This is a genomic window from Streptomyces sp. NPDC051173, from assembly GCF_040689515.1.
Taxonomy (GTDB): domain Bacteria; phylum Actinomycetota; class Actinomycetes; order Streptomycetales; family Streptomycetaceae; genus Streptomyces.
Genome location: NZ_JBFBBD010000015.1, coordinates 41,462 through 68,293 on the forward strand (window position 1 = coordinate 41,462; position 26,832 = coordinate 68,293).

At 72.4% G+C, this 26,832-nt stretch carries 29 protein-coding genes; 11 read left to right on the forward strand and 18 right to left on the reverse strand.

Annotated elements, in window-relative coordinates; genetic code table 11:
- Positions 1-56 precede the first annotated feature (56 nt).
- The 3 genes from AB0435_RS11640 to AB0435_RS11650 all read left to right on the forward strand — a co-directional run bounded on the left by AB0435_RS11640 (position 57) and on the right by AB0435_RS11650 (position 4,624).
- Positions 57-1,430, forward strand: a complete 1,374-nt coding sequence (locus AB0435_RS11640) for an NAD(P)/FAD-dependent oxidoreductase (protein ID WP_366002615.1) — start codon at positions 57-59, stop codon at positions 1,428-1,430.
- Positions 1,431-1,520: 90 nt separating this feature from the next.
- Positions 1,521-2,864, forward strand: a complete 1,344-nt coding sequence (locus AB0435_RS11645; RefSeq protein WP_366426777.1) for a GNAT family N-acetyltransferase — start codon at positions 1,521-1,523, stop codon at positions 2,862-2,864.
- A 74-nt stretch (positions 2,865-2,938) separates the two neighbouring features.
- Positions 2,939-4,624, forward strand: a complete 1,686-nt coding sequence (locus AB0435_RS11650) for a DUF885 domain-containing protein (protein WP_366002617.1) — start codon at positions 2,939-2,941, stop codon at positions 4,622-4,624.
- Between the two features lie 58 nt (positions 4,625-4,682).
- On the opposite strand, the gene AB0435_RS11655 is transcribed toward AB0435_RS11650, so the two are convergent.
- Positions 4,683-5,054, reverse strand: a complete 372-nt coding sequence (locus AB0435_RS11655; protein WP_116210477.1) for a toxin Doc — start codon at positions 5,052-5,054, stop codon at positions 4,683-4,685.
- Positions 5,054-5,284 carry a hypothetical protein gene (locus tag AB0435_RS11660; RefSeq protein ID WP_116210478.1) on the reverse strand — a complete coding sequence of 77 codons (231 nt, stop codon included), beginning with the start codon at positions 5,282-5,284 and terminating at the stop codon, positions 5,054-5,056. The genes AB0435_RS11655 and AB0435_RS11660 overlap by 1 nt, the downstream gene beginning before the upstream one ends.
- Positions 5,285-5,465: 181 nt before the next feature.
- Between AB0435_RS11660 and AB0435_RS11665 the strand changes: the two genes are divergently transcribed.
- Positions 5,466-5,912 carry an Lrp/AsnC family transcriptional regulator gene (locus AB0435_RS11665; protein ID WP_366002618.1) on the forward strand — a complete coding sequence of 149 codons (447 nt, stop codon included), beginning with the start codon at positions 5,466-5,468 and terminating at the stop codon, positions 5,910-5,912.
- Here the strand turns inward: AB0435_RS11665 and AB0435_RS11670 are convergent.
- A complete protein-coding gene (locus AB0435_RS11670; RefSeq protein WP_366426778.1) occupies positions 5,902-8,973 on the reverse strand; it encodes an SMC family ATPase in 3,072 nt (1,023 codons plus the stop codon). The genes AB0435_RS11665 and AB0435_RS11670 overlap by 11 nt on opposite strands.
- The gene (locus tag AB0435_RS11675; RefSeq protein ID WP_366002620.1) at positions 8,970-10,136 is read right to left on the reverse strand and encodes an exonuclease SbcCD subunit D; all 1,167 of its coding nucleotides are present in this window, start codon (positions 10,134-10,136) and stop codon (positions 8,970-8,972) included. The genes AB0435_RS11670 and AB0435_RS11675 overlap by 4 nt, the downstream gene beginning before the upstream one ends.
- 599 nt (positions 10,137-10,735) lie before the next feature.
- Between AB0435_RS11675 and AB0435_RS11680 the strand changes: the two genes are divergently transcribed.
- Together AB0435_RS11680 and AB0435_RS11685 are read left to right on the forward strand one after the other, a co-directional pair.
- Positions 10,736-11,125 (forward strand): roadblock/LC7 domain-containing protein, encoded by a 390-nt coding sequence (locus AB0435_RS11680; RefSeq protein ID WP_366002621.1) that lies wholly within the window; start codon positions 10,736-10,738, stop codon positions 11,123-11,125.
- A gap of 91 nt (positions 11,126-11,216) precedes the next feature.
- Positions 11,217-11,591, forward strand: coding sequence for a hypothetical protein (locus tag AB0435_RS11685; protein ID WP_366002622.1), 375 nt, complete (start codon positions 11,217-11,219; stop codon positions 11,589-11,591).
- A 4-nt stretch (positions 11,592-11,595) separates the two neighbouring features.
- Here AB0435_RS11685 and AB0435_RS11690 read toward each other — a convergent pair whose 3' ends face one another.
- Positions 11,596-12,438, reverse strand: coding sequence for an alpha/beta fold hydrolase (locus tag AB0435_RS11690; protein WP_366426779.1), 843 nt, complete (start codon positions 12,436-12,438; stop codon positions 11,596-11,598).
- Positions 12,439-12,558: 120 nt separating this feature from the next.
- Between AB0435_RS11690 and AB0435_RS11695 the strand changes: the two genes are divergently transcribed.
- The gene (locus tag AB0435_RS11695; RefSeq protein WP_366426780.1) at positions 12,559-13,452 is read left to right on the forward strand and encodes a LysR family transcriptional regulator; all 894 of its coding nucleotides are present in this window, start codon (positions 12,559-12,561) and stop codon (positions 13,450-13,452) included.
- A 322-nt stretch (positions 13,453-13,774) separates the two neighbouring features.
- Complete coding sequence (locus AB0435_RS11700) at positions 13,775-14,671, forward strand: polysaccharide deacetylase family protein (RefSeq protein WP_366002625.1); 897 nt, start codon at positions 13,775-13,777, stop codon at positions 14,669-14,671.
- Between the two features lie 72 nt (positions 14,672-14,743).
- On the opposite strand, the gene AB0435_RS11705 is transcribed toward AB0435_RS11700, so the two are convergent.
- On the reverse strand, positions 14,744-15,370 hold the full coding sequence (locus tag AB0435_RS11705; RefSeq protein WP_366426781.1) for a YigZ family protein: 627 nt from the start codon (positions 15,368-15,370) through the stop codon (positions 14,744-14,746).
- A 58-nt stretch (positions 15,371-15,428) separates the two neighbouring features.
- Between AB0435_RS11705 and AB0435_RS11710 the strand changes: the two genes are divergently transcribed.
- A complete protein-coding gene (locus AB0435_RS11710; RefSeq protein WP_366002627.1) occupies positions 15,429-15,896 on the forward strand; it encodes a CoA-binding protein in 468 nt (155 codons plus the stop codon).
- Positions 15,897-16,324: 428 nt separating this feature from the next.
- Here the strand turns inward: AB0435_RS11710 and AB0435_RS11715 are convergent, their stop codons facing one another.
- From AB0435_RS11715 to AB0435_RS11745, 7 genes are all read right to left on the reverse strand, one after another.
- Positions 16,325-16,615: a hypothetical protein gene (locus tag AB0435_RS11715; protein WP_366426782.1), complete on the reverse strand. Its 291-nt coding sequence runs from the start codon at positions 16,613-16,615 to the stop codon at positions 16,325-16,327.
- 287 nt (positions 16,616-16,902) lie between these two features.
- Positions 16,903-17,739 (reverse strand): helix-turn-helix transcriptional regulator, encoded by an 837-nt coding sequence (locus tag AB0435_RS11720; protein ID WP_366002629.1) that lies wholly within the window; start codon positions 17,737-17,739, stop codon positions 16,903-16,905.
- A complete protein-coding gene (locus AB0435_RS11725; protein WP_366002630.1) occupies positions 17,736-18,269 on the reverse strand; it encodes a DUF6879 family protein in 534 nt (177 codons plus the stop codon). The genes AB0435_RS11720 and AB0435_RS11725 overlap by 4 nt, the downstream gene beginning before the upstream one ends.
- Positions 18,270-18,273: 4 nt before the next feature.
- Positions 18,274-18,483, reverse strand: a complete 210-nt coding sequence (locus tag AB0435_RS11730; protein WP_366002631.1) for a hypothetical protein — start codon at positions 18,481-18,483, stop codon at positions 18,274-18,276.
- A 201-nt stretch (positions 18,484-18,684) separates the two neighbouring features.
- Complete coding sequence (locus AB0435_RS11735) at positions 18,685-19,110, reverse strand: MarR family winged helix-turn-helix transcriptional regulator (RefSeq protein WP_366002632.1); 426 nt, start codon at positions 19,108-19,110, stop codon at positions 18,685-18,687.
- A 30-nt stretch (positions 19,111-19,140) separates the two neighbouring features.
- A complete protein-coding gene (gene asnB / locus AB0435_RS11740; RefSeq protein WP_366002633.1) occupies positions 19,141-20,985 on the reverse strand; it encodes an asparagine synthase (glutamine-hydrolyzing) in 1,845 nt (614 codons plus the stop codon).
- Between the two features lie 307 nt (positions 20,986-21,292).
- Complete coding sequence (locus AB0435_RS11745; protein ID WP_366002634.1) at positions 21,293-21,865, reverse strand: XRE family transcriptional regulator; 573 nt, start codon at positions 21,863-21,865, stop codon at positions 21,293-21,295.
- Between the two features lie 118 nt (positions 21,866-21,983).
- On the opposite strand from AB0435_RS11745, the gene AB0435_RS11750 reads away from it, so the two are divergent.
- A complete protein-coding gene (locus AB0435_RS11750) occupies positions 21,984-22,853 on the forward strand; it encodes an EamA family transporter (RefSeq protein ID WP_366002635.1) in 870 nt (289 codons plus the stop codon).
- 129 nt (positions 22,854-22,982) lie between these two features.
- On the opposite strand, the gene AB0435_RS11755 is transcribed toward AB0435_RS11750, so the two are convergent.
- Entirely contained in the window at positions 22,983-23,201 is a 219-nt protein-coding gene (locus AB0435_RS11755) for a DUF397 domain-containing protein (RefSeq protein WP_366426783.1), read from the reverse strand.
- Positions 23,198-24,019, reverse strand: coding sequence for a helix-turn-helix transcriptional regulator (locus AB0435_RS11760; RefSeq protein WP_366426784.1), 822 nt, complete (start codon positions 24,017-24,019; stop codon positions 23,198-23,200). The genes AB0435_RS11755 and AB0435_RS11760 overlap by 4 nt, the downstream gene beginning before the upstream one ends.
- Positions 24,020-24,156: 137 nt before the next feature.
- Between AB0435_RS11760 and AB0435_RS11765 the strand changes: the two genes are divergently transcribed.
- A complete protein-coding gene (locus tag AB0435_RS11765) occupies positions 24,157-24,384 on the forward strand; it encodes a hypothetical protein (RefSeq protein WP_366002638.1) in 228 nt (75 codons plus the stop codon).
- Positions 24,385-24,406: 22 nt separating this feature from the next.
- Here AB0435_RS11765 and AB0435_RS11770 read toward each other — a convergent pair whose 3' ends face one another.
- From AB0435_RS11770 to AB0435_RS11780, 3 genes are all read right to left on the reverse strand, one after another.
- Positions 24,407-25,171: an acyltransferase gene (locus tag AB0435_RS11770; RefSeq protein WP_366002639.1), complete on the reverse strand. Its 765-nt coding sequence runs from the start codon at positions 25,169-25,171 to the stop codon at positions 24,407-24,409.
- 299 nt (positions 25,172-25,470) lie between these two features.
- Positions 25,471-26,130, reverse strand: coding sequence for a DedA family protein (locus AB0435_RS11775; protein WP_366002640.1), 660 nt, complete (start codon positions 26,128-26,130; stop codon positions 25,471-25,473).
- A 172-nt stretch (positions 26,131-26,302) separates the two neighbouring features.
- Positions 26,303-26,758: a DUF4442 domain-containing protein gene (locus AB0435_RS11780; protein ID WP_366002641.1), complete on the reverse strand. Its 456-nt coding sequence runs from the start codon at positions 26,756-26,758 to the stop codon at positions 26,303-26,305.
- Between the last annotated feature and the right edge of the window lie 74 nt (positions 26,759-26,832).

A 26,832-nucleotide genomic window follows, 5' to 3' on the forward strand; every position in this document is an offset into this window, starting at 1 on the left:
GCGATGGGATGGTGGGTGCGCACACCCGGGCACGCCGCGAGCGGAAGGTGGCACGCATGGCCGAGCAGGTGGACGTCGTCGTCATCGGCATGGGGCCGGGCGGCGAGCACGTGGCGGGGCGGCTGGCCGAGGCCGGGCTGAACGTGGTGGGCGTCGAGGCGGAGCTGGTCGGCGGCGAGTGCCCGTACTGGGGGTGCGTCCCGAGCAAGATGATGATCCGGGCCGGGAACCTGCTCGCGGAGGGGCGCCGGATCCCCGGCATGGCCGGGGAGTCCCGGGTGACGCCGGACTGGGCGCCACTCGCCCGCCGGATCCGTGACGAGGCCACCGACGACTGGAACGACCAGGTGGCGGCCGACCGCTTCACCGGCAAGGGCGGCCGGCTGGTCCGCGGCCGCGGCAGGCTGGCCGGCCCCGGCCGGGTGGAGGTGGACGGGCAGGTCTTCGAGACCCTGCGCGGGGTGGTGATCGCGACGGGCACCCGGCCGTCCGTCCCGCCGGTGCCGGGCCTGCGGGACGTGCCGTACTGGACCAACCGCGACGCGGTGTCCGCGAAGGAGCCGCCCGGCTCGCTGCTCGTGCTCGGCGGCGGCGCCATCGGGCTCGAACTGGCCCAGGTCTACGCCCGCTTCGGCACCCGCGTCGAGATCGTGGAGGCCATGGAGGGCCTAGTCCCGGCCGAGGAGCCGGAGACCGGCGAGCTGCTGGCGGAGGTGCTGCGCCGGGAGGGCGTACGCGTCCGGACCGGCGCCCGGGCGTCGGGGGTGCGGCACGGCGGGGACGCCTTCACGCTCACGCTCGCGGACGGCACGGAGCTGACGGCCGACCAACTGCTGGTGGCCACGGGCCGCCGGGCGGACCTCGCGGACCTCGGCCTGGAGACCGTGGGGCTCGATCCCGGAGCGCGGTCGCTGCGGGTGGACGGCCAGCTGCTGGCGGCGCACGCGCTGTGGGGCGTCGGCGACGTGACGGGGCACGGGGCGTTCACGCACGTCGCGATGTACGAGGCCGAGATCGTGATCCGCGCCGTGCTGGGCGAGCCGGGGCCCGACGCCGACTACCGCGCGCTGCCCAGGGTGACGTTCACCGACCCGGAGGCCGGGGCCGTCGGACTGACGGAGCATCAGGCGCGGGAGAAGGGGCTGCACGTGCGCACCGGCCTGGCGCGGGTGCCGGCCTCGACGCGCGGCTGGATCCACAAGGCGGGCAACGACGGCCTGGTCAAGCTGGTCGAGGACACGGACCGGGGCGTCCTGGTCGGGGCGACCACGGTGGGGCCGACGGGCGGCGAGGTGATGTACGGCCTGGCCGTGGCGATCCAGGCCGAGGTGCCGGTGGAGGCCCTGCGCCATATGATCTACGCCTACCCGACTTTCCACCGGGGCATCGAGGACGCGCTCGCCGACCTCTGCGGTCCGCCGGAGGGTTAATAACCGGGACAGTTGGCGACAAGGCCGCCCTTAACCCATCGGTCACAAGCTGTTCGTGATCACGCAACACCGCTCGGTCAGGGTGGGCCCATGACTGACGAGACCCGTGCGAAGAGCGCCCAGGCGCCCCATCACTGGCGGCGGGATCTGGTGGAGCTGGCCGCCCTGTTCACAGCGGTCGCCGCCGCCGACTCCGTGGCAAACACGGTGGTGCACGGTGCGGACGGTCCCGTCCTGTTGCTCTCCTCGGCCGCCGCGCTGCTGGCCACGGCCGGCTTCCACACTTGGTGGGCCCGGCGGCACCGCGCCGTTCCCGCCCGCCCCGGGCCCGGCCACGAGGAGTCCGAGGCCGACCGCGGCACCGCCCTGTGGCGGATGCGGACCACCGTGCGGGACGAGCCCGGCAGTCTCGCCGCGCTGTGCGCGGCGCTGGCCCGCCACCGCGTCGACATCCTCGCGCTCCAGACGCACCCGCTGGCCGACGGCGCCGTGGACGAGCTGCTGCTGCGCGCCCCGGACACCCTGACGCCCTCCGGTCTGTCGGACGCCGCCACCGCCGGCGGCGGCAGCGGGACATGGCTGGAGCGCGCCGACGCCCACGACCTCGTGGACGCCCCGACCCGGGCGCTCACCCTCGCCACCCGTACGGCCCTCGACGCCGCGGAACTCCCGCTCGCCCTGCGTCAGTTGTTCGGCCGCTGCACCATCCGCTCGCTGCCCGGCACGGATCCGGCGGTGCCGCCGGAGGGGATGTGGGACGAGACGGTGATCCGCCTGCCGGACCCCTCGGGCGGGACGATCACCATCGAGCGCCCTCATCCGCCCTTCACCCCCACCGAGTTCGCGCGGGCCCGCGCGCTGGTGGAGCTGGACGCCCGCCTCGGCCCGCGCGTACCGCCGCGCAGCGACGTGCTGACGCTGCCGGAGGGCAACGAGATCACCGTGCGCCGCGCCGGCCCCGACGATCTGGCCGCGGCGCGCGAGATGCACGAGCGCTGCTCCCCCGAGACCCTGTCCCGCCGCTACCACGGGCCGGCCGGCGACGCCGACCGCTATCTCCGGCACCTGCTGAGCCCGCGCTTCGGCCGCACCCTGGCCGCGTACACGGCCTCCGGCCGGCTGGTGGCGCTCGGCCACCTGCTGTGGGACGGCGAGGAGACCGAGGTCTCGCTGCTCGTCGAGGACGCGTGGCAGCGGCGCGGGGTCGGCGGTGAACTCCTCGGCAGGCTGGTCGCGATGGCCGCCGACGCGGGGTGCGAGAGCGTCTACGCCGTCACCCGGTCGTCCAACACGGCGATGGTCGCGGCGATGCGCGCCCTCGGCCTGCCGCTGGACTTTCTGATCGAGGAGGGCACGCTGGTCATCACGGCCCGTACGGTCCGGGAGCCGGCTGGGCCCGCGGCCCGTACGGGATCTTCCGCCCACAAGCGCTGAATTGCCGCACCGCTCCGATATCCGGAACCGAAATGCCGATGACGCGGCCGCCCCACGCGTATGAGGATGACCGCATGCCGAACAACACCAGGAACCTCCTCCCCCGCCAGGTCGCCGACGCCTACGTCGACGCGTTCATCGAACTCGACCCGCTCACCGGCACCTATCTCGGGGTGGCGGAGTCCGCGCGGCGGCTTCCGGACTTCTCGCCCGCGGGCCAACTGGCCCTCGCTGACCTGGCCCGCGAGACCCTCGACCGGCTCGCCGAGGCGGAGCGGCAGCCGGGCGCGGACAGCGACATCGAGCGGCGCTGCGCCCGCCTGCTGCGCGAGCGGCTCACCGCCGAACTCGCCGTCCAGGACGCGGGCGAGCCGCTGCGCGCGGTGAGCAACATCCACTCGCCGCTGCACAGCGTGCGGGAGACGTTCACCATCATGCCCACGGAGAGCGCCGAGGACTGGTCGGCGATCGCCGAGCGGCTGCGGGCCGTTCCCGCGTCGCTGGAGTCCTACCGGGCGGCGCTCGCCGAGGGCCTCGACCGGAAGCTGCCCGCCGGACCGCGCCAGGTGGCCACCGTCCTCGGGCAGTTGGCCGAGTGGATCGGCACCGACGGCGGCTGGTTCGCGGACTTCGTCACCGAGGGCCCCGAGGCGCTGCGCGCGGAGCTGGAGGAGAGCGCCGCCGCCGCGACGGGCGGCCTCGTCGCGCTGCGCGACTGGCTGCGCGACGTCTACGCCCCGGGTGTCGAGGGCGCCCCCGAGGTGGTGGGCCGCGAGCGGTACGCCCGCTGGTCGCGCTACTGGAACGGCACGGACCTCGACCTGGAGGAGGCGTACGCCTACGGCTGGTCGGAGTTCCACCGCATCCTCGGCGAGATGCGCGTGGAGGCCGAGAAGGTGCTGCCCGGCGCGAAGACGCCCTGGGAGGCACTGACCCATCTCGACGCCCACGGCCCGCACATCGAGGGCGTCGAGGAGGTGCGCGTATGGCTCCAGGAGCTGATGGACGAGGCCATCGAGGCGCTGGACGGCACCCACTTCGAACTGGCCGAGCGGGTCAAGCGGGTGGAGTCCCGCATCGCTCCCCCCGGCAGCGCCGCGGCCCCGTACTACAGCTCGCCGTCCGAGGACTTCTCACGGCCGGGCCGCACCTGGCTGCCGACGATGGGCGAGACGCGGTTCCCGGAGTACGACCTGGTGTCCACGTGGTACCACGAGGGCGTACCCGGTCACCACCTCCAGCTCGCGCAGTGGGCGCACGTGGCGGACCAGCTCTCGCGCTACCAGACCACCGTCGGTCACGTCAGCGCCAACTGCGAGGGCTGGGCGCTCTACGCGGAGCGGCTCATGGACGAGCTGGGCTTCCTCACCGACCCCGGGCGCCGGCTGGGCTACCTCGACGCCCAGATGATGCGCTCCACCCGCGTGATCGTCGACATCGGGATGCACCTGGAGCTGCGGATCCCGGAGCACTCGCCGTTCCACCCCGGCGAGCGGTGGACGCCCGAGCTGGCACGGGAGTTCTTCGGCCTGCACAGCGGCCGCCCGGCGGGCTTCGTCGACAGCGAGCTGGTGCGCTACCTCGGCATGCCGGGCCAGGCGATCGGCTACAAGCTCGGCGAGCGGGCCTGGCTGGCCGGGCGCGACGCGGCCCGCGAGGCGCACGGTGACGCGTTCGACGCGAAGGCGTGGCACATGGCGGCGCTGTCGCAGGGGTCGCTGGGCCTGGACGACCTGCTGGCGGAGCTGTCGGCCCTCTGACGCGCGGACGCGGGGGCGGGTCCGGCGCGGCATCCGGGCCCGCCCCCGCGCGCGGCCGTCAGATGCGCCAGGTCCGGATGCGGTCGGCGCACTCGTAGACGTCGACCCGGTACTCCTTGATGTCCCGGGCGAGGTCCACTATGGAGCCGTAGGGCGGGTCGATGCCCTCGCCCGCGGCGGCCATGTAGGCGACGACGACCATGCAGGCGTAGAGGCTGCTGCGCACCGGCAGCGGCTGGAGCCTGACCAGGGTGTGCATCAGGGCGGCGGCCCGCCAGGCGGCGTCGGGCTCGTGGTCGAACTTCGCGACGTCGAAGGCGTGCCGGGAGACCGCGGCGGCGAGGGCGGTGTAGTCGTGGACGGCGGGCTCCTCGTACAGCTTCTGCTCCTGCACGCCCAGGAGCCAGGGCAGGTCGATGAGCAACGTCATCAGGCGGCCGCACCGCCCTCGGACGGAGGTGCCTCCTCGGGGAAGGCGGCGTCGAATTCCTCTATGTGTTCGTTCCAGAACTTCGCGGCACGCTCCACGAAGCGGCGCCGCTGCTGCTCGCGCACGGACAGGTCGTGCACGTACGCCTTGATGCTCTTCCCGTCGGCGGCAGCGGCCTCACGGATGGCCGCGAGCTCCTCTTCCGTGAATTCAATGTTGAGTGCCGGCATGCCTCCACGGTACCGGCCCAGTACCGGAGGTGGCAGGGGACACCGCGGGGCCCGGCGGCCGCGGCGTACGGGGCGCGGTCGCCGCCATGGCGGAAAAGCTACGGTCCGCCCACCCTTCCCGAACAGTCAATCCCCGGTAAAACCCTTGTTCAACCGGGGTTTCCACTGTTAGACATCACCCATGACCGGCTATTCCCCCGACGCCACCGACTGGCGCATCCTCGACGCCCTCCAGAGCAACGGCCGTGCGGGCTTCGCGGAGTTGGCGCGCACGGTGAACATGTCCTCCAGCGCCGTGACCGAACGCGTCCGCCGCCTGGAGGAGGCGGGCGTCATCGGCGGATACACGGCCGTCGTCGACCACGAGAAGCTGGGGCTGCCCGTCCTCGCCTTCGTCCGGCTGCGCCATCCGGACGGCGACCACGAGCCGTTCCGTGAACTGCTGGCCACCACACCGGAGATCCTTGAGGCGCACCACGTCACGGGCGACGACTGCTTCGTCATCAAGGTCGCGGCCCGGTCGATGCGGCATCTGGAGGAGGTGGCGGGGCGGATCGGCGCCCTCGGCCCGGTGACGACGAGCGTCGTCTACTCCTCGCCGCTCGCCCGCCGGGCGCTCAGCCGGTGACCCCCGCCGTGCGGTGGCGCACGGCGGACCCCGACCGGTCCTTGACGACCTGGAGTTGAGCGGGGACGCGCCGGCGGAGATCGGCGACGTGGCTGACGATGCCGACCGTGCGGTCCCGCTCGCGCAGGGAGTCCAGGACGTCGAGCACCTCGTCGAGGGTCTGCTCGTCGAGGCTGCCGAAGCCCTCGTCGATGAAGAGCGTGTCGAGCCGGATACCGCCCGCCTCCTCCGTCACCACGTCGGCGAGCCCGAGCGCGAGGGCCAGGGAGGCGAAGAAGGTCTCCCCGCCGGAGAGGGTCGCGGTGTCGCGCTCGCGGCCGGTCCAGGCGTCGACGACGTGCAGGCCGAGGCCGGAGCGCCGGGCGCCGCCGGACCGTGCGTCGGAGTGCACCAGCGTGTAGCGCCCGGCGGACATCCGCCGGAGCCGCAGGGTCGCGGCGGCCGCGACCTGCTCCAGCCGGGCGGCCAGTACGTAGGACTCCAGGCGCATCTTCCGCTCGTTGTGGGCGGACGTTCCGGCGACGAGCCCCGCGAGGCCCGCCACCCGGTGGTGCTCCTCGCGCAGCGGGGCGAGGCGGCGCACGTCGGCGGCGGCCCGCGCGGAGAGCTGGTCCAGCTCCTGGCAGCGCGTGCGGGCGGCGGACTCGGCGGAGGAGGTCTCGCGCAGCCGCCGGGTCGCGGCGGCCAGCAGCGCGTCCGCGGCGGCCGGGTCGGCGGGGGGCCGCTCCGCGGCGGCCGCGTTCCGCGGGCCGGCCAGCTCGGCGGTGACGGCGGCCCGCTCGTTCCGCCAGTCGTCGAGGCGCTGCCGCAGGGCCCGCTGTTCGTGTTCGGGGAGTACGGCGCGGGCCGCGTCCGAGGGCGTGGGGAAGCCGGCGTGCCCGGCCGCCCCGGCGAGCCGCGCCTCGGCCTTCTCCAGGTCCTGTGCCGCGCCGGCCGCGGCGCGTACCGCCTCGGCCGCGTCGGCGAGGAGGGCCAGGCGGCGCTCCAGCAGCGCGGCGTGCGCGGCGACCGACTCCGCTCCCCCGCGCGCCTGCGCCAACTCCTTCTCCAGCGCGCGCAGTTCGCCGTCGAGGTGCTCCCTGCGGGCCGTGCGGGCGGTGGCGCGCAGCCGGGCCGCCTGCTGGGCGGACCGCCGCCGCTCGTACTCCCGCTCCGCGCCCTCCAGCGCCTCACGGGCCTGGTGCGCGTCGGCCCCCGCCGCGCGGGCCTCGGCGTAGGAGCGGCTGATGTCCTCGGCGGCCGCCGCCAGTTCGGCGACGGGGGCCTCTCCGGCGTCGGCCTCGGCGTGGGCGAGGGCGTCGCGCAGCGCCTGGAGGCCGCGCTCGGAGCGCTCGCGGACGGACTCGGCGCCCTGGAACAGGCCGAGGGCGCGGGCCTCGTCGGCGCGGTCGACGTGGCCGGCCGTGGTGCGGGCGGGGTCGGGGTGCTCCGTGGACCCGCACACCTTGCAGGACGTGCCGGGGGTGAGCTCGGCCGCGAGCTCGGCGGCGATGCCGAGCAGGCGGCGTTCCTTGAGGTCGAGCCAGTGGTCACGGGCCTCGGTGGCCCGCTCCCTGGCTTCGAGCAGCCGGGCCCGGGCGGCGGTGACCTGCCCGGCGAGCCGGTCGCGTTCCCGGGCGGCGTCGAGCCTGCGCCGGGCGGGGGCCACCTCGCCCTCCAGACGGGCGGCCCGGGTTGCGGCCTCCTGCGCGTGCTCGACGCGCCGCTGGTGGGCGGCGTGCCGGGCCTCCCAGCCCGTGAGCCAGTCGTCGGCCTCGGTGAGGGCCTCCTCGTCGAAGCGGGCCTCACGGTCCAGTCCGGCCAGCTCGGCGGCGACGTCGGTGGCGCGCTGTTCGGCGCGGCGGGCGGCCGAGAGCGAGCCGAGCTCCTCGCGGTGGGCCCGCTCCAGTGCGGTGAGTTCCGGCGCGGGGGCGTCCCGGTGAGTGGCGGACAGCCGGTCGCGGGCGGCCCGTTCGGCACCGGCGGCGGCGTGGTGCGCGCGCCCGGCCTCTTCGCGCAGTTCCAGGGCGGGCACCACGGACCCGGCGGCGTGCGCCCGCTCCAGGCGCTCGCGCAGCCGCTCGGCCTCGGCATCGCGCCCCTCGAAGGCGGCGGCCCGCTGCCGGGCCGCCGCGTACCGCGCCTGGAGACCGGCCAGTTCGCGGGTGGCGTCGGCGTGCCGCTGGGAGGCGCGGTGGGCGTCCTCCGCGGTGCGTGCGGCGACGGCCGCGATGTCCCGCCGCTCCCGCGCCCCGGAGCGGGCCAGGGCCGCCCAGGTCAGCACGGCCTCGGCCAGCCCGGCATCGCCGGGGGCCAGGGGCGCCCGGCCCGCGGGTGCCGTACGGGCCGTACGGGAGGAGGCGCGCTGCCCGGGCACGGCGGTGGTGCCCGGTTCGGGCAGCGAGGGGTCGGCGGCCGCCTGCCGCATCCGGTGGACGAGGGCCAGGAGTTGCTCGTCGCCGGTGGTGACCTGTTTCTCGGCGGCCCGGCGCAGCTCGGCGAGGCGGTCCTCGACCGCGGCGAAGCGGCCGGTGTCGAAGAGCTTGCCGAGCAGCTTGCCGCGGGCGGTGTCCTCGGCGCGCAGGAAGCGCGCGAAGTCGCCCTGCGGCAACAGCACGACCTGGCAGAACTGTTCGCGGCTCATGCCGAGCAGCTGCGTGATCTCCTCGCCGATCTCCTGGTGGGAGCGGCTGAGGCCCTGCCACTGCCCGTCGCCGTCGCGCTCGCGCAGCGTGCTGTAAGCCTTCTCGCGGGTGAAGCCGTCTCCCCGCTTCTTGGGGCGCAGTTGCTCGGGCCGCCGGGTGATCTCCAGCCGCCGGCCGCCGACGGTGAGGTCGAGCGTCACCTCGGTGAGGGTGGCCGGGTCGGCGTGGTCGCTGCGCAGGGTCAGGCCGCTGCCCTGACGGGCGCCGGGCACCCCGCCGTAGAGGGCGTAGCAGACCGCGTCGAGCACGGAGGTCTTCCCGGCGCCGGTGGGTCCGTGCAGCAGGAAGAGCCCGGCGGAAGAGAGGGCGTCGAAGTCGATCTCCTGGGAGCCGCCGAAGGGCCCGAAGGCGTGCAGGGAGAGCCGGTGCAGCCTCATCGGGCCTCCTCGCCGAGGGCCTCGGCCAGCCGTACGGCGTCGATGGCGCCGGTCAGCACGGTGCTCTCGGCGGCGTCGGGGCCGAGGCCGCCGCGCACGTGGGCGACGAAGTCCTCGGCGATCTGGTGGTCGCTGCGGCCGCGGAGCCGCTGGGCGTAGGAGGCGAGGGGGTCCTCGGGGGCCCGGTCGGGTTCGAGGACGAGGCTCACCACGTGCGGGAAGCGCCCGGCGAGGCGGGCCATGGGCTCCTCGGGGCGGTGCGGGTCGGTGAGGGTGGCCTCGACCCACGCCTCCTCGTGCCGCTCCAGGCGCGGGTCGCCCAGCAGGTCGTCGAGGCGGCCGCGGATGCGGGCGAGCGGGCGCGGCACGGGGCAGTCCAGCCGCTCGGCGGTCAGGGCGCCGCCGGCGCCGAGGTCGACGAGCCACATGGTCTTGCGGTGGTCGGCCTCGGAGAAGGAGTACGCCAGCGGGGAGCCGGAGTAGCGGACGCGCTCGGTGATCGTCTGGCAGCCGTGGAGGTGGCCGAGCGCGGCGTAGTCGACGCCGTCGAAGGTCTCCGGGGAGACGGAGGCGACCCCGCCCACGGTGATGTCGCGCTCGCTGTCACTGGCCGCGCCGCCCGCGACGAAGGCGTGCGCGAGGACGACGGACCGGGTTCCGGCGGGCCGCGTGGCGAGGTCGGCGCGCACCCGGTCCATGGCGGCCCGCAGCACCGCCTGATGACCGCCGCGGGGCGCGCCGAGCTCCTCGCGCACGAGGGCGGGCTCCAGGTAGGGCAGGCCGTAGAAGGCGACGTCGCCGTGTACGTCGGCGAGCACGACGGGGGTGCCGCAGCCGGCCGGGTCGGTACGCAGGTGTATCCCGGCCCGCCCGATGAGCCCGGCGCCGACGCCGAGGCGGCGGGCGGAGTCGTGGTTGCCGGAGATCATCACGGTGGGCACCCCGGCGTCGGCGAGCTTGTGCAGCGCCTCGTCGAAGAGCTCGACGGCGGCGAGCGGTGGGACGGCCCGGTCGTACACGTCACCGGAGACGAGCACCGCATCCACCTCGTGCTCGCGCGCCGTCCCCACGAGGTGATCGATGAACGCCCGCTGGGCCTGGAGCAGGCCGATGCGGTGGAAGGACCGCCCGAGGTGCCAGTCGGAGGTGTGCAGCAGTCTCACAGGAGGGCTCCGACCTGCATGTTCCTGTCCCTCCACGGTCCGCCTCGGCACGGCGGGTGCGACCACCGACCACGTCTTCACCGGACGGCACCCTGCCCGTCCGCCCCTCAGTCTCCCATCCGGGTGGGAGTCCGGGGGGCCGTGGGGCGATCGTGATCCGCCGGACCCGGCGGCGGGTCTCCGCGCGGAGCCGGGACGGTGACGCGGCGGGACGGTGACGCGGCGGGACCGTGGCGCGGCGTGGCAGGACGGCGGCGCGGCAGGGCGGAGCCGGTGGAGGAATTCCGGCCGCGGTTCCGACCCGTCGTTTTCGGTCACCTTGGCGGACACCCGACGGCTCGGAATTCTGCCGCACCCGTGCCCGCACGTCGGGGAACGCCTCCGCCGGGCCCCGATCGGCCCCAGGCCGGATTTTCCGGTGACAAATGCCAAAACCCCCAGCCACAGTCGCACGATCGGTTACCTTCCGTCGCAACGGACACGCCACTGGTAATCGCCCACGGGCTGGAGAGGAATGTGACCGTGCCGTGCAGCCGCCAGTTTCGACCGATCCCATGATGAGGCGCGCTTTGAGGCAGTTCGCCGGAAGGAGGCAGTCGATGACCGCAGCACCACCCGAAGTGCTCGCCGAGCTCCAGGAGTTACGGGTCCGGGTACCCCATCTGACCGGTTCGATGGTCGCGAGCACGGACGGGCTGGTGATCGCGCATCTCCTCGCCGGCGCCGAGCCCGACGGCATGGCCGCGCTGACCGCGGCGGCCCTGGGGGTGGGCGCCCGGCTGACGGACGCCGTGGGCCACGGAGGCTTCCGCGAGCTGCTGGTCAGCGGCGAATTCGGCTATGTGGCCACCTACGCCGCGGGGGCGTCGAGCGTGCTGACGCTGCTGGCCGCCGGCGACGCCAATGTGGGCCGGCTGAACCTGGAGGCCCGCCGGGCCTGCCCCCGGATAGCCGCTCTCGTGGACGCGTCGCACCGACGACAGGCCTGAGCGCGAAAGCCCCACATCGAAACCCCGCACCGAAACCCATCACCGACATCCACCACTGACATCCATCACCGACATCGAAAGCGGAACTGTCATGGCGAACACCGAAATGGCACTGAAGGACGCGATGAGCTCGGTCGAGGGGGCCCTCGGCGTGGCCCTCGTCGATTACGGCAGCGGCATGGCGCTCGGCACCCTGGGCGGGTCCCAGTCGCTCGACCTCAATGTCGCGGCGGCGGCGAACACGGATGTCGTACGGGCCAAGCTGCGCGCCATGGAAATGCTCAATATCCAGGACCGGATCGAGGACATCCTCATCTCGCTCGGTTCCCAGTACCACCTGATCAGGCTGCTCACCGGGCGCGGCGGCAACGGCCTCTTCCTCTACCTCGTCCTCGATTCCCAGCGGGCGAACCTCGCCATGGCCCGGCACCAGCTCAAGCGCATAGAAGCGGAGCTGGAGGTCTGAGCCCTCAGGCGGCGGATGTCGGCTCCCGGTCCGCTGTGAGCCGCTCGTCCAGATAGGCGGCCAGCTTCGCCGCGAAACCGGCCGGGTCCTCGCCGGGCGCGCCGTGCCCGGCGTCGATCTCGGCGTAGCGTGCCCCCGCGATGCCCGCGCGCAGCGCCTGCTGCTGCTCGGCACCGATCAGCCGGTCGTGGGCGCTGGCCAGCACGAGCGTCGGGGCGGCGATCCGGCCGAGCAGGGGGCGCAGGTCGACGGCGAGGTCGGTCTCGGTCTGCCGGGCCGCGCCCTCGCCGTGGATCGCCCCGGCGAGGGCGCGGACGAGTTCCTCGTGGGCCGGGGCGTCGACGCCCTCCCAGTAGCGCGGGCCGAAGGCCATCAGCGGCACCGCCCGCGCGAACAGGGCCGTCCCGTATGCCGCATCCACACGCAGCAGCTCCAGCCAATAGCGGAACTCGGCCGCCATCCGCGTGTCCGTGCGCACCCAGCCCGCGTGCAGCGCGAGGGAGCGGACGCGCTCGGGGCGGGTGCCCGCGATGTGGGTCGCGACGGCCGCGCCGAGCGAGTGGCCGGCCAGGTGGAAGGAGTCCAGTCCGGCGTGGTCGGCGGCCGCGAGCACCTCGTCGGCGAGATCGGCGAGGGTGACCGGCCCGCCGTGGTCGGTGGTGCCGCCCGACCCCGAGAGGTCGGGGGCCACCACCGTGAACCGGCCGGCGACGGCCTCGGTCAGCGGCCCCCACTGCTCGCGGGTCGCCGCGGTGCCGTGCACGAGCACGAGCCCCGGGCCGGTGCCGGTGATGTCGTACTCGACGGTGGCCGTGCCGCCGCTGATCCGCAGGGTGGTGCTGGGCATCGGTGTTCCTCGTTCCTCGGTGTACGGCTGGGTGCGCACCACTCTCATCGCGGGCACCGCCGTCGACCAAGGTCCGAAGTGCGCCTACACTCATCGCGGATTCAGATCAATGGGGTGGGCATGGAAATCCGGCAGTTGCGGTACTTCCTGACGGTGGCCGAGGAGTTGCACTTCGGGCGGGCGGCGGAGCGGCTGCACATCGTGCAGTCAGCGGTCAGCCAGCAGGTGCGCAGGCTGGAGCGGGAACTCGGGGTGGGGCTGTTCGACCGCACCACCCGCGCCGTCCGGCTGACCGAGGCGGGCCGGCGGCTGCTGCCGCACGCCCGGGAGGTGCTGGCCGCGGAGGACCGGGCGCGCGAGGCGATCGACGAGCTGCGGTCCGAACGGGCCACCACGCTGCGGCTGGGCACCAGTGCCGGGCTCGGCACGCGCCTGGAGGGGATCCTCGCCGAGTTCACCCGGCTCGCCCCGCACGCCCAGCTCGAACTGGTCACGGCCGCCACCGACGACCGACTCAAGCGGGTGCGTTCCGGCGAGCTGGACGCGACGCTGCTGCGGGGCGAAAGAGACGTACCGGAGCTGGAGTTGCTCCCCCTGTGGGAGGACGACCTCATGGTCGCGCTGCCCGCCCGCCACGACCTGGCCGTACGCGGCACGATCGACATGGCACTCCTGGCCGGGCTCCCGCTGCGGCTGGCCGCCCGGGCCAGGAACCCCACGCTGTACGACCTGGTCACGGGCTCGTGCCGGGAGGCCGGCTTCGAACCGGTCCTCGGCCCGGAGTACACCACCGACCAGGACACACTGGCCACGATCGGCTACGGCAAACCGTCCTGGACCGTCCTCTACGCACCCTACGCCCGCCAACTGGCCGTCCCAGGCGTGGTCTTCCGCCCCCTGAGCAACCCAGCCCCTGCGATGCCGGCCTTCCTCGCGGTCCGCCCCGACCCACCCCGCGCCGAACTACGCTCCCTGATCGAGGCCTGCCACACCGGGCCGCCGGTCCCGTCGTGACGCCGTGCGTGCGCCGCCGTCCCCGTTACGGCAGCGCACGTCTCCGGATCAGCCGACACGTCCGGGCGGCACCCTTGGGGCGATCAGCCACCGAAGTCGCCCACGGCCTTCGGCGGCCGCGTGCCCGCCTCGGCGTCACGCGGCATTCGACGCCCTGTCCGGTCAGGCGGAGACAGGCGGCGAGGGGGACGGCCGCCACCCCGGTACCGAATCGCCGGCGGCACGGCCCGGGCGACGGACCGTCACCCCCGTGCGCCGCGCGCGGACCCGATGGGCGTAACCGGGCGCGCGCCCGCCGGATCCCGCTGCCAGGATCCGGACTATGCGACTCATACGCTCCGTACGCACTCCTCCGGCGGCGGCCCGCCGCCCCGTCACCCGGCTGCTGGCCGCCTTTCTGCTCCTCGCCGGCGGCAGCGCCTGCGCCACCTGGGGGACGCCGCCCCTGGAGACCCACCAGGACGACGGACACGCGCAGGCCGGCGCGGCCCAGGTGCAGCAGCTGACGCGCGAAGAGCGGATGTCGGCCGCCAAGAAGTGGGGGCTGGACCAGCCGCCGCTCGTGGCGCCGCCCCCGCCCAAGGTCAAACCGCAGCTGACCACGCCCGACTGGGCGGACCAGGGCTCCGGGCTGATCCCCGTCTTCGCGAGCGTGCCGACCGAGGAGAAGGTCGTCTTCCTGACGATCGACGACGGCGCGGCGAAGGACCACTCGTTCCTGCAGATGCTGCGGGACCTCGACATCCCGGTCACCGCGTTCCTCACCGACGAGTCGGCGAGCGACGACTACGGCTACTTCCGCGACCTGCACGCGCAGGGCGCGTCCATCCAGAACCACACCCTGCACCACCCGCAGATGATCACGATCTCCGAGGACGAGCAGCGCGCGGAGGTCTGCGGCCAGCAGGACATCTTGCAGAACGAGATCGGTGTCCGCCCGTGGCTGTTCCGGCCGCCCTTCGGTGACTTCGACGCGGGCACCCTCGCCGTCGCCGAGGAGTGCGGGGCGCGTGCCGCGCCGCTGTGGAATGAGGAGGCGTTCCCGGACCGGATCGACTACCGCGAGGACGACCCGCGGTTCCACCCCGGCGACATCATCCTCACGCACTTCAACGGCCCGCAGGCGTGGAACGCCACCATGCCGGACATGCTGCGCACGGTGCTGCGCCAGGCGACGGAGCAGGGCTACGCGCTGGCGCGGCTGGAGGACTACGTCTGATCCTGCGGAGTCCGATCCTGTGAGGCCTGATCCGGCGGGGTCCGATCCGGCGGGCCGGGCGGGCCCGCCGGTTCAGGCGTCGCCGTACGCCTCGCCGCCGAGCTCCAGGCCCGCCGTGCCCGCGGTGGTGTCGGCCAGCCAGGCGCGGAAGCCCTCGACCTCGGCCTCGGGCAGGCCGACCTCGATGCGGACGTCGGCGCCGTAGGTCACCTCGCGCACGGCCCGCCCGGTGGCCCGCAGGTCGTTCTCCAGCCTCCCGGCCCGCTGGTGGTCGACGGTGACGGTGGCCAGCCGGAACCGCCGGCGGGTCACCGTGCCGAGGACGTCGAGCGCCTCGCCGACGGCACCGCCGTAGGCCCTGATGAGCCCGCCCGCGCCGAGCTTCACACCGCCGAAGTAGCGGGTGACGACGGCGACCACGTACCGCACTTCGCGGCGCACGAGCATCTGGAGCATGGGGACGCCGGCCGTGCCGCCCGGCTCCCCGTCGTCGCTCGCCTTCTGGACGGAGCCGTCGGCGCCGAGGACGTACGCGAAACAGTGGTGGCGGGCGGTCGGGTGCTCCTTGCGGACACGCGCGATGAAGGCCTGGGCCTCCTCCTCGGTCGCGGCGGGCGCGAGCGCGCAGAGGAAGCGCGACTTGTTGATCTCGATCTCGTGGACGCCTGCGCGCGCCACCGTCCGGTACTGGTCCTGCATCCCGCCACCTTATGCGCAGTCCGGGAATGGTCCGGAGGGGGTGCTCGTTGAGCTCTGCATGTATGCAGAGGCGGGGATCATCCGCAGGATCATCGAGGAGACCGGCGACACGTGGGCCGTCGTCGGCCTGTCGTCCAACGAGGGCCGGGCGGCGTACGGCGTCGCCCAGGTGTTGCAGCGGTACGGCAAGCGCGTCGTGCCCGTCCACCCCAAGGCGGAGACGGTGCACGGGGAGAAGGGGTACGCGACGCTCGCGGAGATCCCCTTCCCCGTCGACGTGGTGGACGTCTTCGTCAACAGCGACCTCGCGGGGGCGGTCGCGGACGAGGCGGTGGCGATCGGCGCGAAGGCGGTGTGGTTCCAGCTGGGCGTCGTGGACGAGGAGGCGTACGAGCGGACGCGCGCGGCCGGTCTTTCGATGGTGATGGACCGCTGCCCGGCGATCGAACTCAAGTCCCTGGAGTACCGGTCAGCCTCCGGGGCCAGCACGCCAGGGCGCGGGAGCGGGGCACTCCCCAGCATGTAGACGCGTCGGCCCCGGCCAACGCTCGGAAGAGTGCCGACCGGGGCGGGTGTCAGACGCGGATGCGCTCACGCTGACAGTGCCTACACACATACCGGGCTCGCAAGACCAGCTGCATCGCTTCCGGGTCCTTGTGCGTGGAACACAGCCACGACAGCTCAGACGCTTCGGGGAACTCGCGCTTCAGGAACCGGCGGGCTGTCGCGCGGGCACTTCCGTCACCTGACCCGGGGGTGCTACTTGTCATCTCCGTCGCCGTCCTCGTCGGGCTCCGGCTCGGGGGCACTGATGATCTCGTTGCCCGCCACGTCGTAGCCGTTCACTCCATCCGTACCCACAACGGGCCTCCCTTTGGTTGTATCGGGTTGGGGTGGTGCGTGGAACCCCGCCTTGGGCCCTGAGCCTCTACGCAGCGCCCCGGCGGGAGTCGGTTACGCCGGGGTGGCGGCGCGAGCGTGCTCCGGCGACACGATCGAACCGGCGACGATCGCACCCTCGGGCGGGATGACGTGGCACCTGTCGCCCATGTTCCGGTCGAAGTCCAGGTGCCCCGTGTCCCGCGCGTGCCCCGCGATCCACTTGTGCACGGTCTTGACGTCCGAGACGTTCCCCGAGTGCTCGTGGCACTCCTTGGGGTGCGCCACGCAGACGGCACCGAACGCCGGCGGCTCGTCGGGGTTCTGGACAATCTCGAACTCACCGAACCGGAAGTAGCGGGTCATCGGGCGGACCTCCTCCGCGCGTGAGGGTGTCGTGCGATCTCGACATTGATGTCCGTGACCTTGGAGTGGTTGCCCCGTCTGCGGGCCGCTTCCCGCTCCTTGGCCAGCGCTGCACACACTTCGCATCCATCCACGGGCGTGGGCTCCAGTGTCGGCATGGACAGCGTCACCGGTCCCGACATGGTCGTTGTCATGCCCCAGCACGCTAGGGCGGTGTCGCTTCCGGACCCCTCGAAGTTTCTCGTTGTTTCTCGCGCTGGTTCGCGATCTCCTCAATGGTTCGCAGGTCACCCGAGAACACGGCGCGCATGAGCCAAGACCCGATGGGCCTCCGCGCCGTACACCGCCGCGTCATTCAGCCGATCCCAGACGCGCCCGTACAGTGCAACGTCGGACGGTTCGTCCAGCCGAAGCTCCGTGCTGATCATTTCGACGCGCACCAGCCGCTCATCAAAGATCCAAAACCCGTGCCTCGGGGTCAGCGTCAGCGGCACCCCGAGAGGGACGATGCCGAACGACACCGTGTCCAGCCCGACCAATCCAGCGAGCCGGTCAAGCTGTGCAGCGAGCGTCACCGGGGGGCAGGGCAGAGCGTGAAGGGCTGCCTCCCACAAGATGATCCGGTGCTGTTTACCGGGCTCGTACAGCACCTCTTGCCGCTTCATGCGGGCACGCACGGCCGCCTCGGTGTCCCGGGGGGTCTGATGAAGGGAGGCATTGTGCGTCAGCAGGGCGCGCGCGTAGTCAGGGGTCTGGAACAGGCCGGGGATCACGGTCGCCTCGTAGGCCCGGACCGTGCGAGTCTGCCGGTACTCGACGACTGACTGTTCGTTTATCGGGGCATGCCCGGCGGCAAGCTGACGGCGGCGAGACTGCACATGCGTCTCCAGCCCCCGCATGCGGCGCTGTAGGTCCTCAGACTCCCCGGGAGTCCCACAGGCCCGTGCCCACGCCTCCAGGTCTTCTGGGGCGGCTGTCTGGCGGCCGTTCTCCAGCTTGGAGACCTTGGAGTGGACCCAGCCGCACTGCTCGGCCAGCTGTCTGCCAGTAAGCCCGCCCTCGGTGCGCAGCTCACGCAGCCGCGCGCCGAGGGCTTCCCGGGCTCGTTGGAAATCGGTGCTCACATAGCGGAAGGTACCCGCGCGGTGAACTCCTCGTACGGGACAGCGAAGTGCCAGGCCACATCGCGGACTTGGCAGGCCGCCAGCACATCAGCCGGCTCGGTCACCAGCTCCAGCCCGAGCGTCCGGCCGTCCTCATGATGGAAGCGGGCCAGGGTGCGGGAGTCGAACAGCCAGAAGTCCGCCATGGGAAGCGCCAGGCACTCAGCATCAGCGCGCCACAGGTGCCGGATGTCCTCCCCGGCCTCGATGGTGACCGGAGCCCCGTCGAGTAGGTACCGCTGGTTGTCGGTCGGCGGATCGTCCACGAGCCGCACGCGCTCCACGCGCTTGCCCTGCTTGGCCAGATCGCGACGGCTGTTCAGGAACGCTTCGCGCCCTGCTGGGCTGTACCCCTCACCGCGAGCCCAGCGCTTGAACCGGTCCGACTCGATGTCGGCCTCGTACGAGCGCTGCGTCTCCAGCCGCCATGCGGTGTGCTCGAAACTGTCGAACAGCTCGTTCAGTACCGAGGTACTGACCAGCTCCGGCACTCGCCTACTCCTTCGGGGCGAAGCGAATCAGCAGCTCACGCGGGACCACCACGAAGCCTTCAGCGGGCTTCACGGCGCGGAGCTGCGCCACGTCTTCCGGATCGTCGACCCTCTCGCCTTGCACGAGAATCTCGCCCGTGTCCAGGTCCTCGTACAGCGTCGGACAGTCGTTGTCCTCCGAAGTGGTGCCAAGCATCTTCAGGCGTCGCGCCATGGCGGTTCCCTTCTGCTCGGAAGCGGTCGGCACAGCATGCCCCGCGCCTCCGCGATCTGTCAGCAAGACCACCGAGAAACAACATGGCCCCCACAGCAACCCAGCGAAGGGCCGCCACGGGGGCCAGGAAAGACCAGGGAGTCATGCCACCGCCCTCCGGCGATCGAGATCCCGCGCCTGGGCTGACCGCGGGCGGGGCCCTCAGTCGGTGGCTTCCGCGAGCCTCCGCAACAGCGGCCCCACGTCGACGAGTTGCCGGATCTCGTCGGGGCGCAGCGAGGCGAGGCGCCTGGAGAGCACCTCGGCCTCGCCGCGCGCGAGGCCGGCCAGGGCGGCGGCGCCGCGTTCGGTGAGCGTGACCCGGCAGGCGCGGCCGTCGGTCGGGTCGGCCGCGCGACGGATCAGGCCGGACGCCTCCATGGCCAGGACGGCCGAGGTGGCGGTGGGCTGGGAGCAGGGCACCCAGGCGGCGATCTCGCCGATGCGGGCCGGGCCCTTGGCCAGCAGCACCAGGATGGCGATGTGGGTGGGCTGGACGCTGCCCGCGGTGGAGGCCCTGCGCAGGCTCCGGGTGAGCCGGTGCAGGGAGATCACCAGGTGCAGCGCCTCGTCGTCACCGATCGTCATCGCTCTGCCCACCGCCCCGTACGGTTCCGATCAGGGGATCATGATAGTGGGCGAGTACATGTCCAACCACAGAGCCAGGTCCAGCGTGCGCTCCAGGCCGTGCCGCGACGCCTGGGTGATCTGGGGCGCGTCGTCGTGCGCGGCCCGGCGCAGCCAGTCGCGGTCGATGATGCCGAAGACGGCGTGCGAGGGCCGGGCGAGCAGGTCCTTCGCCTGGCGCTGGAGGGCGACGGCGTACTGGGGGTCCTGGGTGGAGGGGTACGGGCTCTTGACGCGGTCGTAGACGGACTGCGGCAGGACGTCGGCGGTGGCCTCCCGCAGCAGGCTCTTCTCGCGTCCGTCGAAGGACTTCAGCGACCACGGCGTGTTGTAGACGTACTCCACGAGCCGGTGGTCGCAGAAGGGCACGCGCACCTCCAGCCCGACAGCCATGCTCGCGCGGTCCTTGCGGTCGAGGAGGATCCGCACGAAGCGGGTGAGGTGCAGATAGCAGATCTTGCGCATGCGGAACTCGAAGTCGCTCTCGCCTTCGAGGCGTTCGACGTCCTTGACCGCGGCGTTGTAGCCGTCCTGGACGTAGGAGTCCAGGTCGAGGGCGTCGGTCAGCCCCGCGGTCAGGATGCCGTCGTCGTCACCGAAGTCCCGCGCGTGGCGGACGAGCCAGGGGAAGGTGTCGGCCCGGCGGGCCTCCTCGTCGAAGAACTGCTTGTAGCCGCCGAAGACCTCGTCGGCCGACTCGCCGGACAGGGCGACGGTCGAGTGCTTGCGGATCTCCTTGAACAGGAGGTAGAGGGAGGAGTCCATGTCCCCGAAGCCCACCGGGATGTCCCGCGCCCGGATCACCTTGGAGCGCACCTCGGGGTCGGCGAGGGCGGTCGAGTCCAGGACGATGTCCTGGTGGTCGGTGCCGGAGAGGCGGGCCACGTCGTGCACGAACGGCGTGTCGGGGGTGGCGCGCAGGTCGTCTGCCACGAAGTTCTCGGTCCGGCCGACGAAGTCGACGGCGAAGCTGCGCACCGTCTCGCCCGCCTCGCCGAGCTGACGGGCCGCCAGCGCGGTCATGGCGGAGGAGTCGAGACCGCCGGAGAGCAGGGTGCAGCGCGGGACGTCGGCGACGAGCTGACGGCGGATGATGTCGTCGAGCAGCGTGCGGACGTGCGCGATCGAGGTGTCCTTGTCGTCCGTGTGCGGGCGGGTGCGCAGCGCCCAGTAGACGTGGGCGCGCAGGCCGTTGCGGTCGACGGTGACGACGGTGCCGGGCTCGATCTCGTGCATGCCCTCCCAGACGGCGTGGCCGGGGGTCTTGATGAACGAGAAGAGCTCGCGGAGCCCTTCGAGGCCGACACTCCGCTCGGCCGCGGGGTTGGCGAGGATCGCCTTGGGCTCGGAGCCGAACAGCACGCCGTCGGTGGTGGGGTAGTAGTAGAACGGCTTGATGCCCATGCGGTCGCGGACCATGACGAGGCGCTCGCGCTGCTCGTCCCAGATCGCGAACGCGGCCATTCCGTTGAGGTGTTCGGCGACGGCCTCGCCCCATTCGAGGTAGCCGCGCAGGACGACCTCGGTGTCGGAGTCGGTGCGGAAGCGGTGGCCGCGGGAGATCAACTCCGCGCGCAGTTCGGTGTAGTTGTACGCCTCGCCGGAGTAGACGAGGACGACCTCGCTGCCGTCGGCCCGCCGCGCGGTCATCGGCTGCCGGCCGCCGGCCAGGTCGATGATCGCGAGGCGGCGGTGGCCGAGTGCCGCGGGTCCCTTGACCCAGGTGCCGCTGTCGTCGGGGCCGCGGCAGGACATCGTCTCGGTCATCGCGTCCACGGTCTGCTGCGCGGAGCGCAGGTCACGGTCGAAGGAAATCCAGCCGGTGATGCCACACATGCCATGACCTCCTGGTCCGGCCGGGGCCGCCGGGAAGCGTGAGCGGGCACGACGCTTGCGCGGCACCGGCTCGGCGACCCCCGCACGTCTGTTGTATCGAGCACCTATATAAATCGTCCGCCTGCGACGCGACTCCGTCAACCTCACCCCGACCGGCTCCCCGTGCGCGCGGCCGCCCGCACGGAGGGGCCCGGCACGGGCGGAGCCGACCCTGAACTGCGGCTTCGCGGTACGACGGGGTCCGCTTCGCCGGGTGCGGTGGACGCGCGGCCGTGGGAGAGGTTTTACCCAAGCCCCCGTGGGAGCGTCAGTGGGCGGGGGCGACGGCCACGGCCATCGTCATCGTGACGTCTTCCGAGCCGTCGTTGCGGTAGGTGTGCGGGACGCCGCCGTCGAAGGTCGCCGACGTCCCGGCGGGCACGGTGTGCTCCTCGCCGGCCACCACGAGCGTGAGAGCGCCGGACGTCACCGTGAGCAGCTCGACCGTGCCAGGCGGGTGCGGGTCGGAGACATTGCTGTCACCGGGGGCGATGCGCCAGTCCCACAGCTCCAGCGGCCCCCGGCCCTGCGCGCCGACGAGCAGCGTGGTGTGACTGCCCGCCTCCGTCGACCACATGCGCACGGCCTCCGCCCCGGGCACGAGCCGGACGGTCGCGCCCCGCTCCTGGTCCAGGAGGGTGGTGATGCTGACGCCGAGCGCGTCGGCGAGCTTGACGGTGGTCCCGACGCTGGGGTTGGTGCGGGCCTGCTCGATCTGGATGATCATGCCGCGGCTGACGCCGGAGCGGGCCGCCAGGGCATCGAGGGTGAAGTTGCGTTCGCCGCGCCAGCGCTTGAGGTTGCGGGCGAGCGACTGCGTGAGCTGATCGAGGTCCGTCACGGTCTTCAGTCTTCCCTCGGACTCTTCGGTACAAGATTTTGGGTGGCATGGTCGAACAAACTGAACTACGGTGCGCTGTACCGCACCGTTCAGCACACTGTACTGCGAGGTTTCTCCGATGACAGCGGTCTTCGCCCTGACCACCAGCCTCCTGTGGGGTCTCGCCGACTTCGGCGGCGGGCTGCTCACCCGTCGCATCCCCGCCCTGACCGTGGTGCTGGTCTCCCAGCTGCTGGCCGTCGGCGTGCTCGGCACGGTCGTCGTCGCCACCGGCGGCTGGACCGAGGCCGGGCCCCGGCTGTGGTTCGCGGCGGCCGCCGGCCTGATCGGCCCGGCGGCGATGCTCTGCTTCTACCGCGCCCTCGCCAGCGGCCCGATGGGCGTCGTCGCGCCGCTGGGCGCGCTCGGCGGGGTCGCGGTGCCGGTCGGCGTGGGTATCGCCGTCGGGGAGCGGCCCGGACTGCTCCAGTTCGCCGGGATCCTGGTCGCCGTCGCCGGGGTCGTCCTCGCCAGCGGACCGGCGCGCGGCGGCGCGCCCATCCAGCGGCAGACGCTGGTGCACACGCTCTGCGCGGCCTTCGGGTTCGGTGCGGTGATGGCCCTGATCGCGGAGGCGTCGACCACCCTGACCGGGCTCTTCCTCGCCCTGTTCGTGCAGCGGGTGTGCAACGTGCTGGTCGGCGGGACCGCGCTGTGGGTGTCCGTACGGCGCGGCGGCCGGGCCCTGCCGGAGGACGGCGGCCGGGCCGCGGTACGGGCCGCGCTGCCCGCGCTCGCCTTCGTCGGCCTCGCCGACGTGGCGGCGAACGGTACGTACAACCTCGCCGCGAACAGCGGGCCGGTGACCGTGGCCGCCGTGCTGGCCTCGCTCTATCCCGTGGTCACGGCACTTGCCGCGCGCGGCGTCCTCAGCGAACGGCTCCGCTCGGTCCAGGCGACGGGCGCGGGGCTGGCGCTGGTGGGCACGGTGCTGCTGGCGGCGGGCTGAGCCGTGACGACCTCGAATGCGCCCCTGGGCAGCGGCAGTTGCGTATCTGCTTCTCAGTCTGTGGCATCCCACTCTGCCCGCACCCGGGCCAACTGCGCGTCGCTCGGCGGGGGATCGACGTCCAAGGGATCACGCGGGACGCAGATCCTCTTGCCGCACCGCGCCGACGAAGGCCGACCACGCGCCCAGCGTGAACATGAGCGCGTGGCCGTGAGGGTTCTTGCTGTCACGGACCGGGACGATGTCGAATTCCGCGAAGGCGGGCGCCCATTCGACGCAGTCACCGTTGTCGTTGCTGTAACTGGACTTATGCCAAGCCGTGCCGGGTGGGCTGTCTATGTTTGTCATGAGCTGAATTCCTTCAGGGCATCGGCGATCATGTCGATTGACTGGGCGGGCGACAGGGCGGCGGCCGTCAGAAGATCATAGGCACGCCTTGCAGCCTTTACGTCTGCCGGGTCTGCCAGGATCTGCCCTTGCAGGAAACCGTCCACCGAGACCACATCAGGCCCTTCATCAAGAGTCAGAGCGGCGAACGGCCCACCGGCCCCCGCGTGTCCGCCTACCGAGTACGGGACAACCTGGACAACGGTGCTGGGCGTCTCGGACGCCTCGATGATGCCCCTGAGTTGATCGCGCATCGTGGCGACCCCGCCCATGGGGCGGCGCAACACGTTCTCGTCCAGCACGACCCATAGCTCCGGGGGCCTATCGCGCGTGAGGATGTGTTGTCGGGCAAGCCGCCCCGCGACCTTTTCCTCCAGCTCGTCGGGGTCGATGCGGCGTGCGGAGAAGACCGCTCGCGCGTATGCCTCCGTCTGGAGGAGGCCCGGCACCACCTGCACCTGGAAGGACCGGATGGCCGAGGCGGCCTCCTCCAGCTCGACGAAGGGCCGGAACCATGAGGGGTAGGCGTACTTGATGACGAGCCGCCAAAGACGCTGAAAGTGCGTTCCCGTCCCGAACGTCTCGTCAGCGAGCCGCGAAAGAGCCTCGGTCGGCAGTCGCTTCGTCGCTTCGATTTTGTTGAGCAACGACGGAGCCATGTGTGCCATGCCCGCGAACTCCCGCTGCTTGATCTTCGCCGCCTCACGGCGCGTCCGCAGGTCGTCTGCATAGAACGCGAGTACGGAAGATGTCGGGTCCAGATCGTCTGCATACGTCACGAGTGCAGCCCTCCGTCTTGACAATTGCAGAAGTCAACGCCGCCGACCTGGTGATCGCACATGGCCTGGGCAACTCTCTTTCTACTACATGGAGTTGCCCGCTCCGTACGAGCGGAACACACGGAGGCTCGAACGCAATGACGGAGACGACGGGTGCGGCACTCTGGACCGGCTACCGGTCCGGCGCCCTTGTGGTGGACAGGACCACCGGCCGGCTGGGCGTGTCCCACGCGTTCGACGGCGAGAAGTACACACTCGCCGGGGTCGGGAGCGCCGAGCGGTGGACGGCACCGGCGACGGCCGTCCGCCTGGCCACCGACGAGGAACGCCGCACCCTCGGACTCGGCCCGCGGAGCGTGGACTGATGCGCACCGGGCCTCGGCCGCTTCAGGGGGTTCGGGAGCCTGCCCCGGGGTCTTCAAGGGCCAGCAACTGTTCCGGGGTCACCCCGTCAGGGATCGGCACCGGCGTCGGCGTGCGCAGCGGCGGGACCCAGCCCGTCTCCGGCTCCCAGCGCCGTACGACCTTCGCGGGCGCGCCCGCGACCACGCAGTGGTCCGGCACCTCGCCGCGGACCACGGCGCCGGCCGCGACGACGACGTTCCGCCCGAGCCTCGCGCCCGGCAGGATCACCGCCCCCGTCCCCAGCCAGCTGCCCGGGCCGATCGAGACGGGCGCGCTGCGCGGCCACTGCCTGCCTATGGGCTGACCGGGGTCGTCGTAGGAGTGGTTGTCGCTGGTGACGTAGACGTACGGGCCGCAGAACACGTCGTCGCCGAAGGTCACCCGCTGGGAGGCGACCACATGGCTGCCCCGGCCGAGGACCACGCCGTTGCCGAGGCTCAGCACGGGTTCGGGACCGAGGTCGAGGCCGGGCATCATGCCCGCCGTCAAGGTGACCTGTTCGCCGATGATGCAGTGGTCCCCCAGCTCGATCCACTGCTCGCCGAACACCGTGCCCAGGGGGAAGGCCAGCCGGGTGGCGGGCCCGATCCGGGCGAAGCGGTACGGACCGGGGTGCTCCGCGGTCACCGCGCCGGCCCGCTGGACCCACCGCCAGCCGCGGTGGACCGCGCGGGACGCGGCACGACGCCCCCAGGCCCGGAGAGCCTCGGGGGCGTCGAATGAGAACGTGTTCCGGTTCTTCGGCACCCGCTCACCGTACTCAGCCGGATCCGTCCCGGCAGAGCCGGTGAGCTGTGATCTTCCCCCTACCTGCCGCGTGCCCGCCGCACCTCCTCCGCCAGGAGGCGGGTGCAGTCGTCCGCCCAGCGCTCCACCGTCGAGCGGTCCCACAGGTCGGTCGCGTACTTCACGAACCACCCGCCGCATCCGGGCCAAGCGCCCGGCCCCGACGCTGTCTGACCCGGCCGGGCACGTGAAAAGCCCCGGGCCCCCGCCTCTCCGTGGAGGTGGGGGCCCGGGGCCTTTCGTGCCCGGACGGTCGCGGGTCAGTCGACCGTGGCGACGGCCTCGGTCCCGGACGACTCCTCGGCGGCCTCGGCCTTCTCCGCCTTCTTGGCCTTGATCCGCATGACGACGAACGAGCCCAGGCCGAAGAGCACCGCGGCCACCAGGCCGAGGTAGGAGAACTGCTTGAGCCACTTCTCGGCGACCTTGCCGACGGTGTAGATCACCGCGACGGTGCCACCGGCCCAGGCGATGCCGCCGAGGACGTTGGCGATGAGGAACTTCCAGTACGGCATCTTCAGCACGCCCGCCAGCGGACCGGCGAAGATCCGCAGCAGGGCGATGAAGCGGCCGACGAAGACCGCCCACATGCCCCACTTCTTGAACGAGCGCTCGGCGGTGGCCACGTGCTTCGGCCCGAAGTGCTTGGGGAACTTCCGGCCGAGCCAGTCCAGCAGCGGCTGGCCGCCCTTGCGGCCGATCAGATAGCCGATGGAGTCACCGACGATCGCGCCCGCGACGGCGCAGACACCCAAGATGTACGGATTGATGTGGTCCTGCGTGGCGGCCATCAGCGTGGCGCTGACGAGGACGATCTCACCGGGAAGCGGGATGCCCAGGCTCTCCAGCCCGATGACCCCGCCCACCATCAGGTAGACGGCGACCGCCGGTACTGTTTCGAGCCACTCCTGGATGTGCAACGCCGGTTCCTCCCCGGTTGACGACCCTTACCCGGCGTACGCCGTACGGGCGCACGCCGGGAAGCCTACTGGAGGAAAGGACTCGCTCAGCGGCCCGCGGGTTGCCACCGATGACCTATGTGTTCGACCACAGGCCCGTCGGCATCCGGGAGGACGGCTCCCGCGACCACCCCTACGCGTCGTTGGGCCGCAGGGTCCAGACCACGGTCATCTCGCCCGTCACCGCGCCGTCCTCGCGGGTGATCGCGATGTGGACGGGGAACTCCGGGCGCTCGCCCGCGTCCAGCTGCGCGACGACCTCGGCCGCCGTGCGGCCCAGCTCGGCGGTGGCGGTGACGGGGCCCTTGGCGAGCTTCTTGTAGCCGATCTCGGCGCGCACCGCCAGCGGCACGGCGCGGGAGAGCTGGTCGCCGAAGGCGGCGAGGACGATGGCGCCGCTCGCGGACTCGGCGAGGGTGAACATCGCGCCGGCGTGCGGGCCGCCGACGTGGTTGTGGTAGTCGGGCTGGTCGGGCAGGCGGACGACGGCGCGCTCCGCGGTGGTCTCCTCGAAGACGAGGTTGAGCGTACGGGCCATGGGCACCGTGGCCACGAGCATGTCGCCGATCGAGGGCTGGGTCTCAGACATACCGCAGAAGTTACCAGTCGGTAGGAATGGCGGGAAGGGGCTCCCGTCACCCGGGCCGCGGTATGCCTCTATGG

Bases quoted from the DNA above. Each gene is read 5' to 3' on its own strand.
- AB0435_RS11670 (WP_366426778.1), bottom strand. From the start codon at position 8,973: ATGAGGCTGCACCGGCTCTCCCTGCACGCCTTCGGGCCCTTCGGCGGC.
- AB0435_RS11690 (WP_366426779.1), bottom strand. From the start codon at position 12,438: ATGCCCAGCACCACCCTGCGGATCAGCGGCGGCACGGCCACCGTCGAG.
- AB0435_RS11750 (WP_366002635.1), top strand. From the start codon at position 21,984: ATGACAGCGGTCTTCGCCCTGACCACCAGCCTCCTGTGGGGTCTCGCC.
- AB0435_RS11655 (WP_116210477.1), bottom strand. From the start codon at position 5,054: ATGACGTTGCTCATCGACCTGCCCTGGCTCCTGGGCGTGCAGGAGCAG.
- AB0435_RS11680 (WP_366002621.1), top strand. From the start codon at position 10,736: ATGACCGCAGCACCACCCGAAGTGCTCGCCGAGCTCCAGGAGTTACGG.
- AB0435_RS11700 (WP_366002625.1), top strand. From the start codon at position 13,775: ATGCGACTCATACGCTCCGTACGCACTCCTCCGGCGGCGGCCCGCCGC.
- AB0435_RS11755 (WP_366426783.1), bottom strand. From the start codon at position 23,201: ATGACAAACATAGACAGCCCACCCGGCACGGCTTGGCATAAGTCCAGT.
- AB0435_RS11695 (WP_366426780.1), top strand. From the start codon at position 12,559: ATGGAAATCCGGCAGTTGCGGTACTTCCTGACGGTGGCCGAGGAGTTG.
- AB0435_RS11650 (WP_366002617.1), top strand. From the start codon at position 2,939: ATGCCGAACAACACCAGGAACCTCCTCCCCCGCCAGGTCGCCGACGCC.
- AB0435_RS11730 (WP_366002631.1), bottom strand. From the start codon at position 18,483: ATGGCGCGACGCCTGAAGATGCTTGGCACCACTTCGGAGGACAACGAC.
- asnB (WP_366002633.1), bottom strand. From the start codon at position 20,985: ATGTGTGGCATCACCGGCTGGATTTCCTTCGACCGTGACCTGCGCTCC.
- AB0435_RS11715 (WP_366426782.1), bottom strand. From the start codon at position 16,615: ATGACCCGCTACTTCCGGTTCGGTGAGTTCGAGATTGTCCAGAACCCC.
- AB0435_RS11685 (WP_366002622.1), top strand. From the start codon at position 11,217: ATGGCGAACACCGAAATGGCACTGAAGGACGCGATGAGCTCGGTCGAG.
- AB0435_RS11645 (WP_366426777.1), top strand. From the start codon at position 1,521: ATGACTGACGAGACCCGTGCGAAGAGCGCCCAGGCGCCCCATCACTGG.
- AB0435_RS11710 (WP_366002627.1), top strand. From the start codon at position 15,429: ATGTATGCAGAGGCGGGGATCATCCGCAGGATCATCGAGGAGACCGGC.
- AB0435_RS11660 (WP_116210478.1), bottom strand. From the start codon at position 5,284: ATGCCGGCACTCAACATTGAATTCACGGAAGAGGAGCTCGCGGCCATC.
- AB0435_RS11640 (WP_366002615.1), top strand. From the start codon at position 57: ATGGCCGAGCAGGTGGACGTCGTCGTCATCGGCATGGGGCCGGGCGGC.
- AB0435_RS11705 (WP_366426781.1), bottom strand. From the start codon at position 15,370: ATGCAGGACCAGTACCGGACGGTGGCGCGCGCAGGCGTCCACGAGATC.
- AB0435_RS11735 (WP_366002632.1), bottom strand. From the start codon at position 19,110: ATGACGATCGGTGACGACGAGGCGCTGCACCTGGTGATCTCCCTGCAC.
- AB0435_RS11665 (WP_366002618.1), top strand. From the start codon at position 5,466: ATGACCGGCTATTCCCCCGACGCCACCGACTGGCGCATCCTCGACGCC.
- AB0435_RS11765 (WP_366002638.1), top strand. From the start codon at position 24,157: ATGACGGAGACGACGGGTGCGGCACTCTGGACCGGCTACCGGTCCGGC.
- AB0435_RS11780 (WP_366002641.1), bottom strand. From the start codon at position 26,758: ATGTCTGAGACCCAGCCCTCGATCGGCGACATGCTCGTGGCCACGGTG.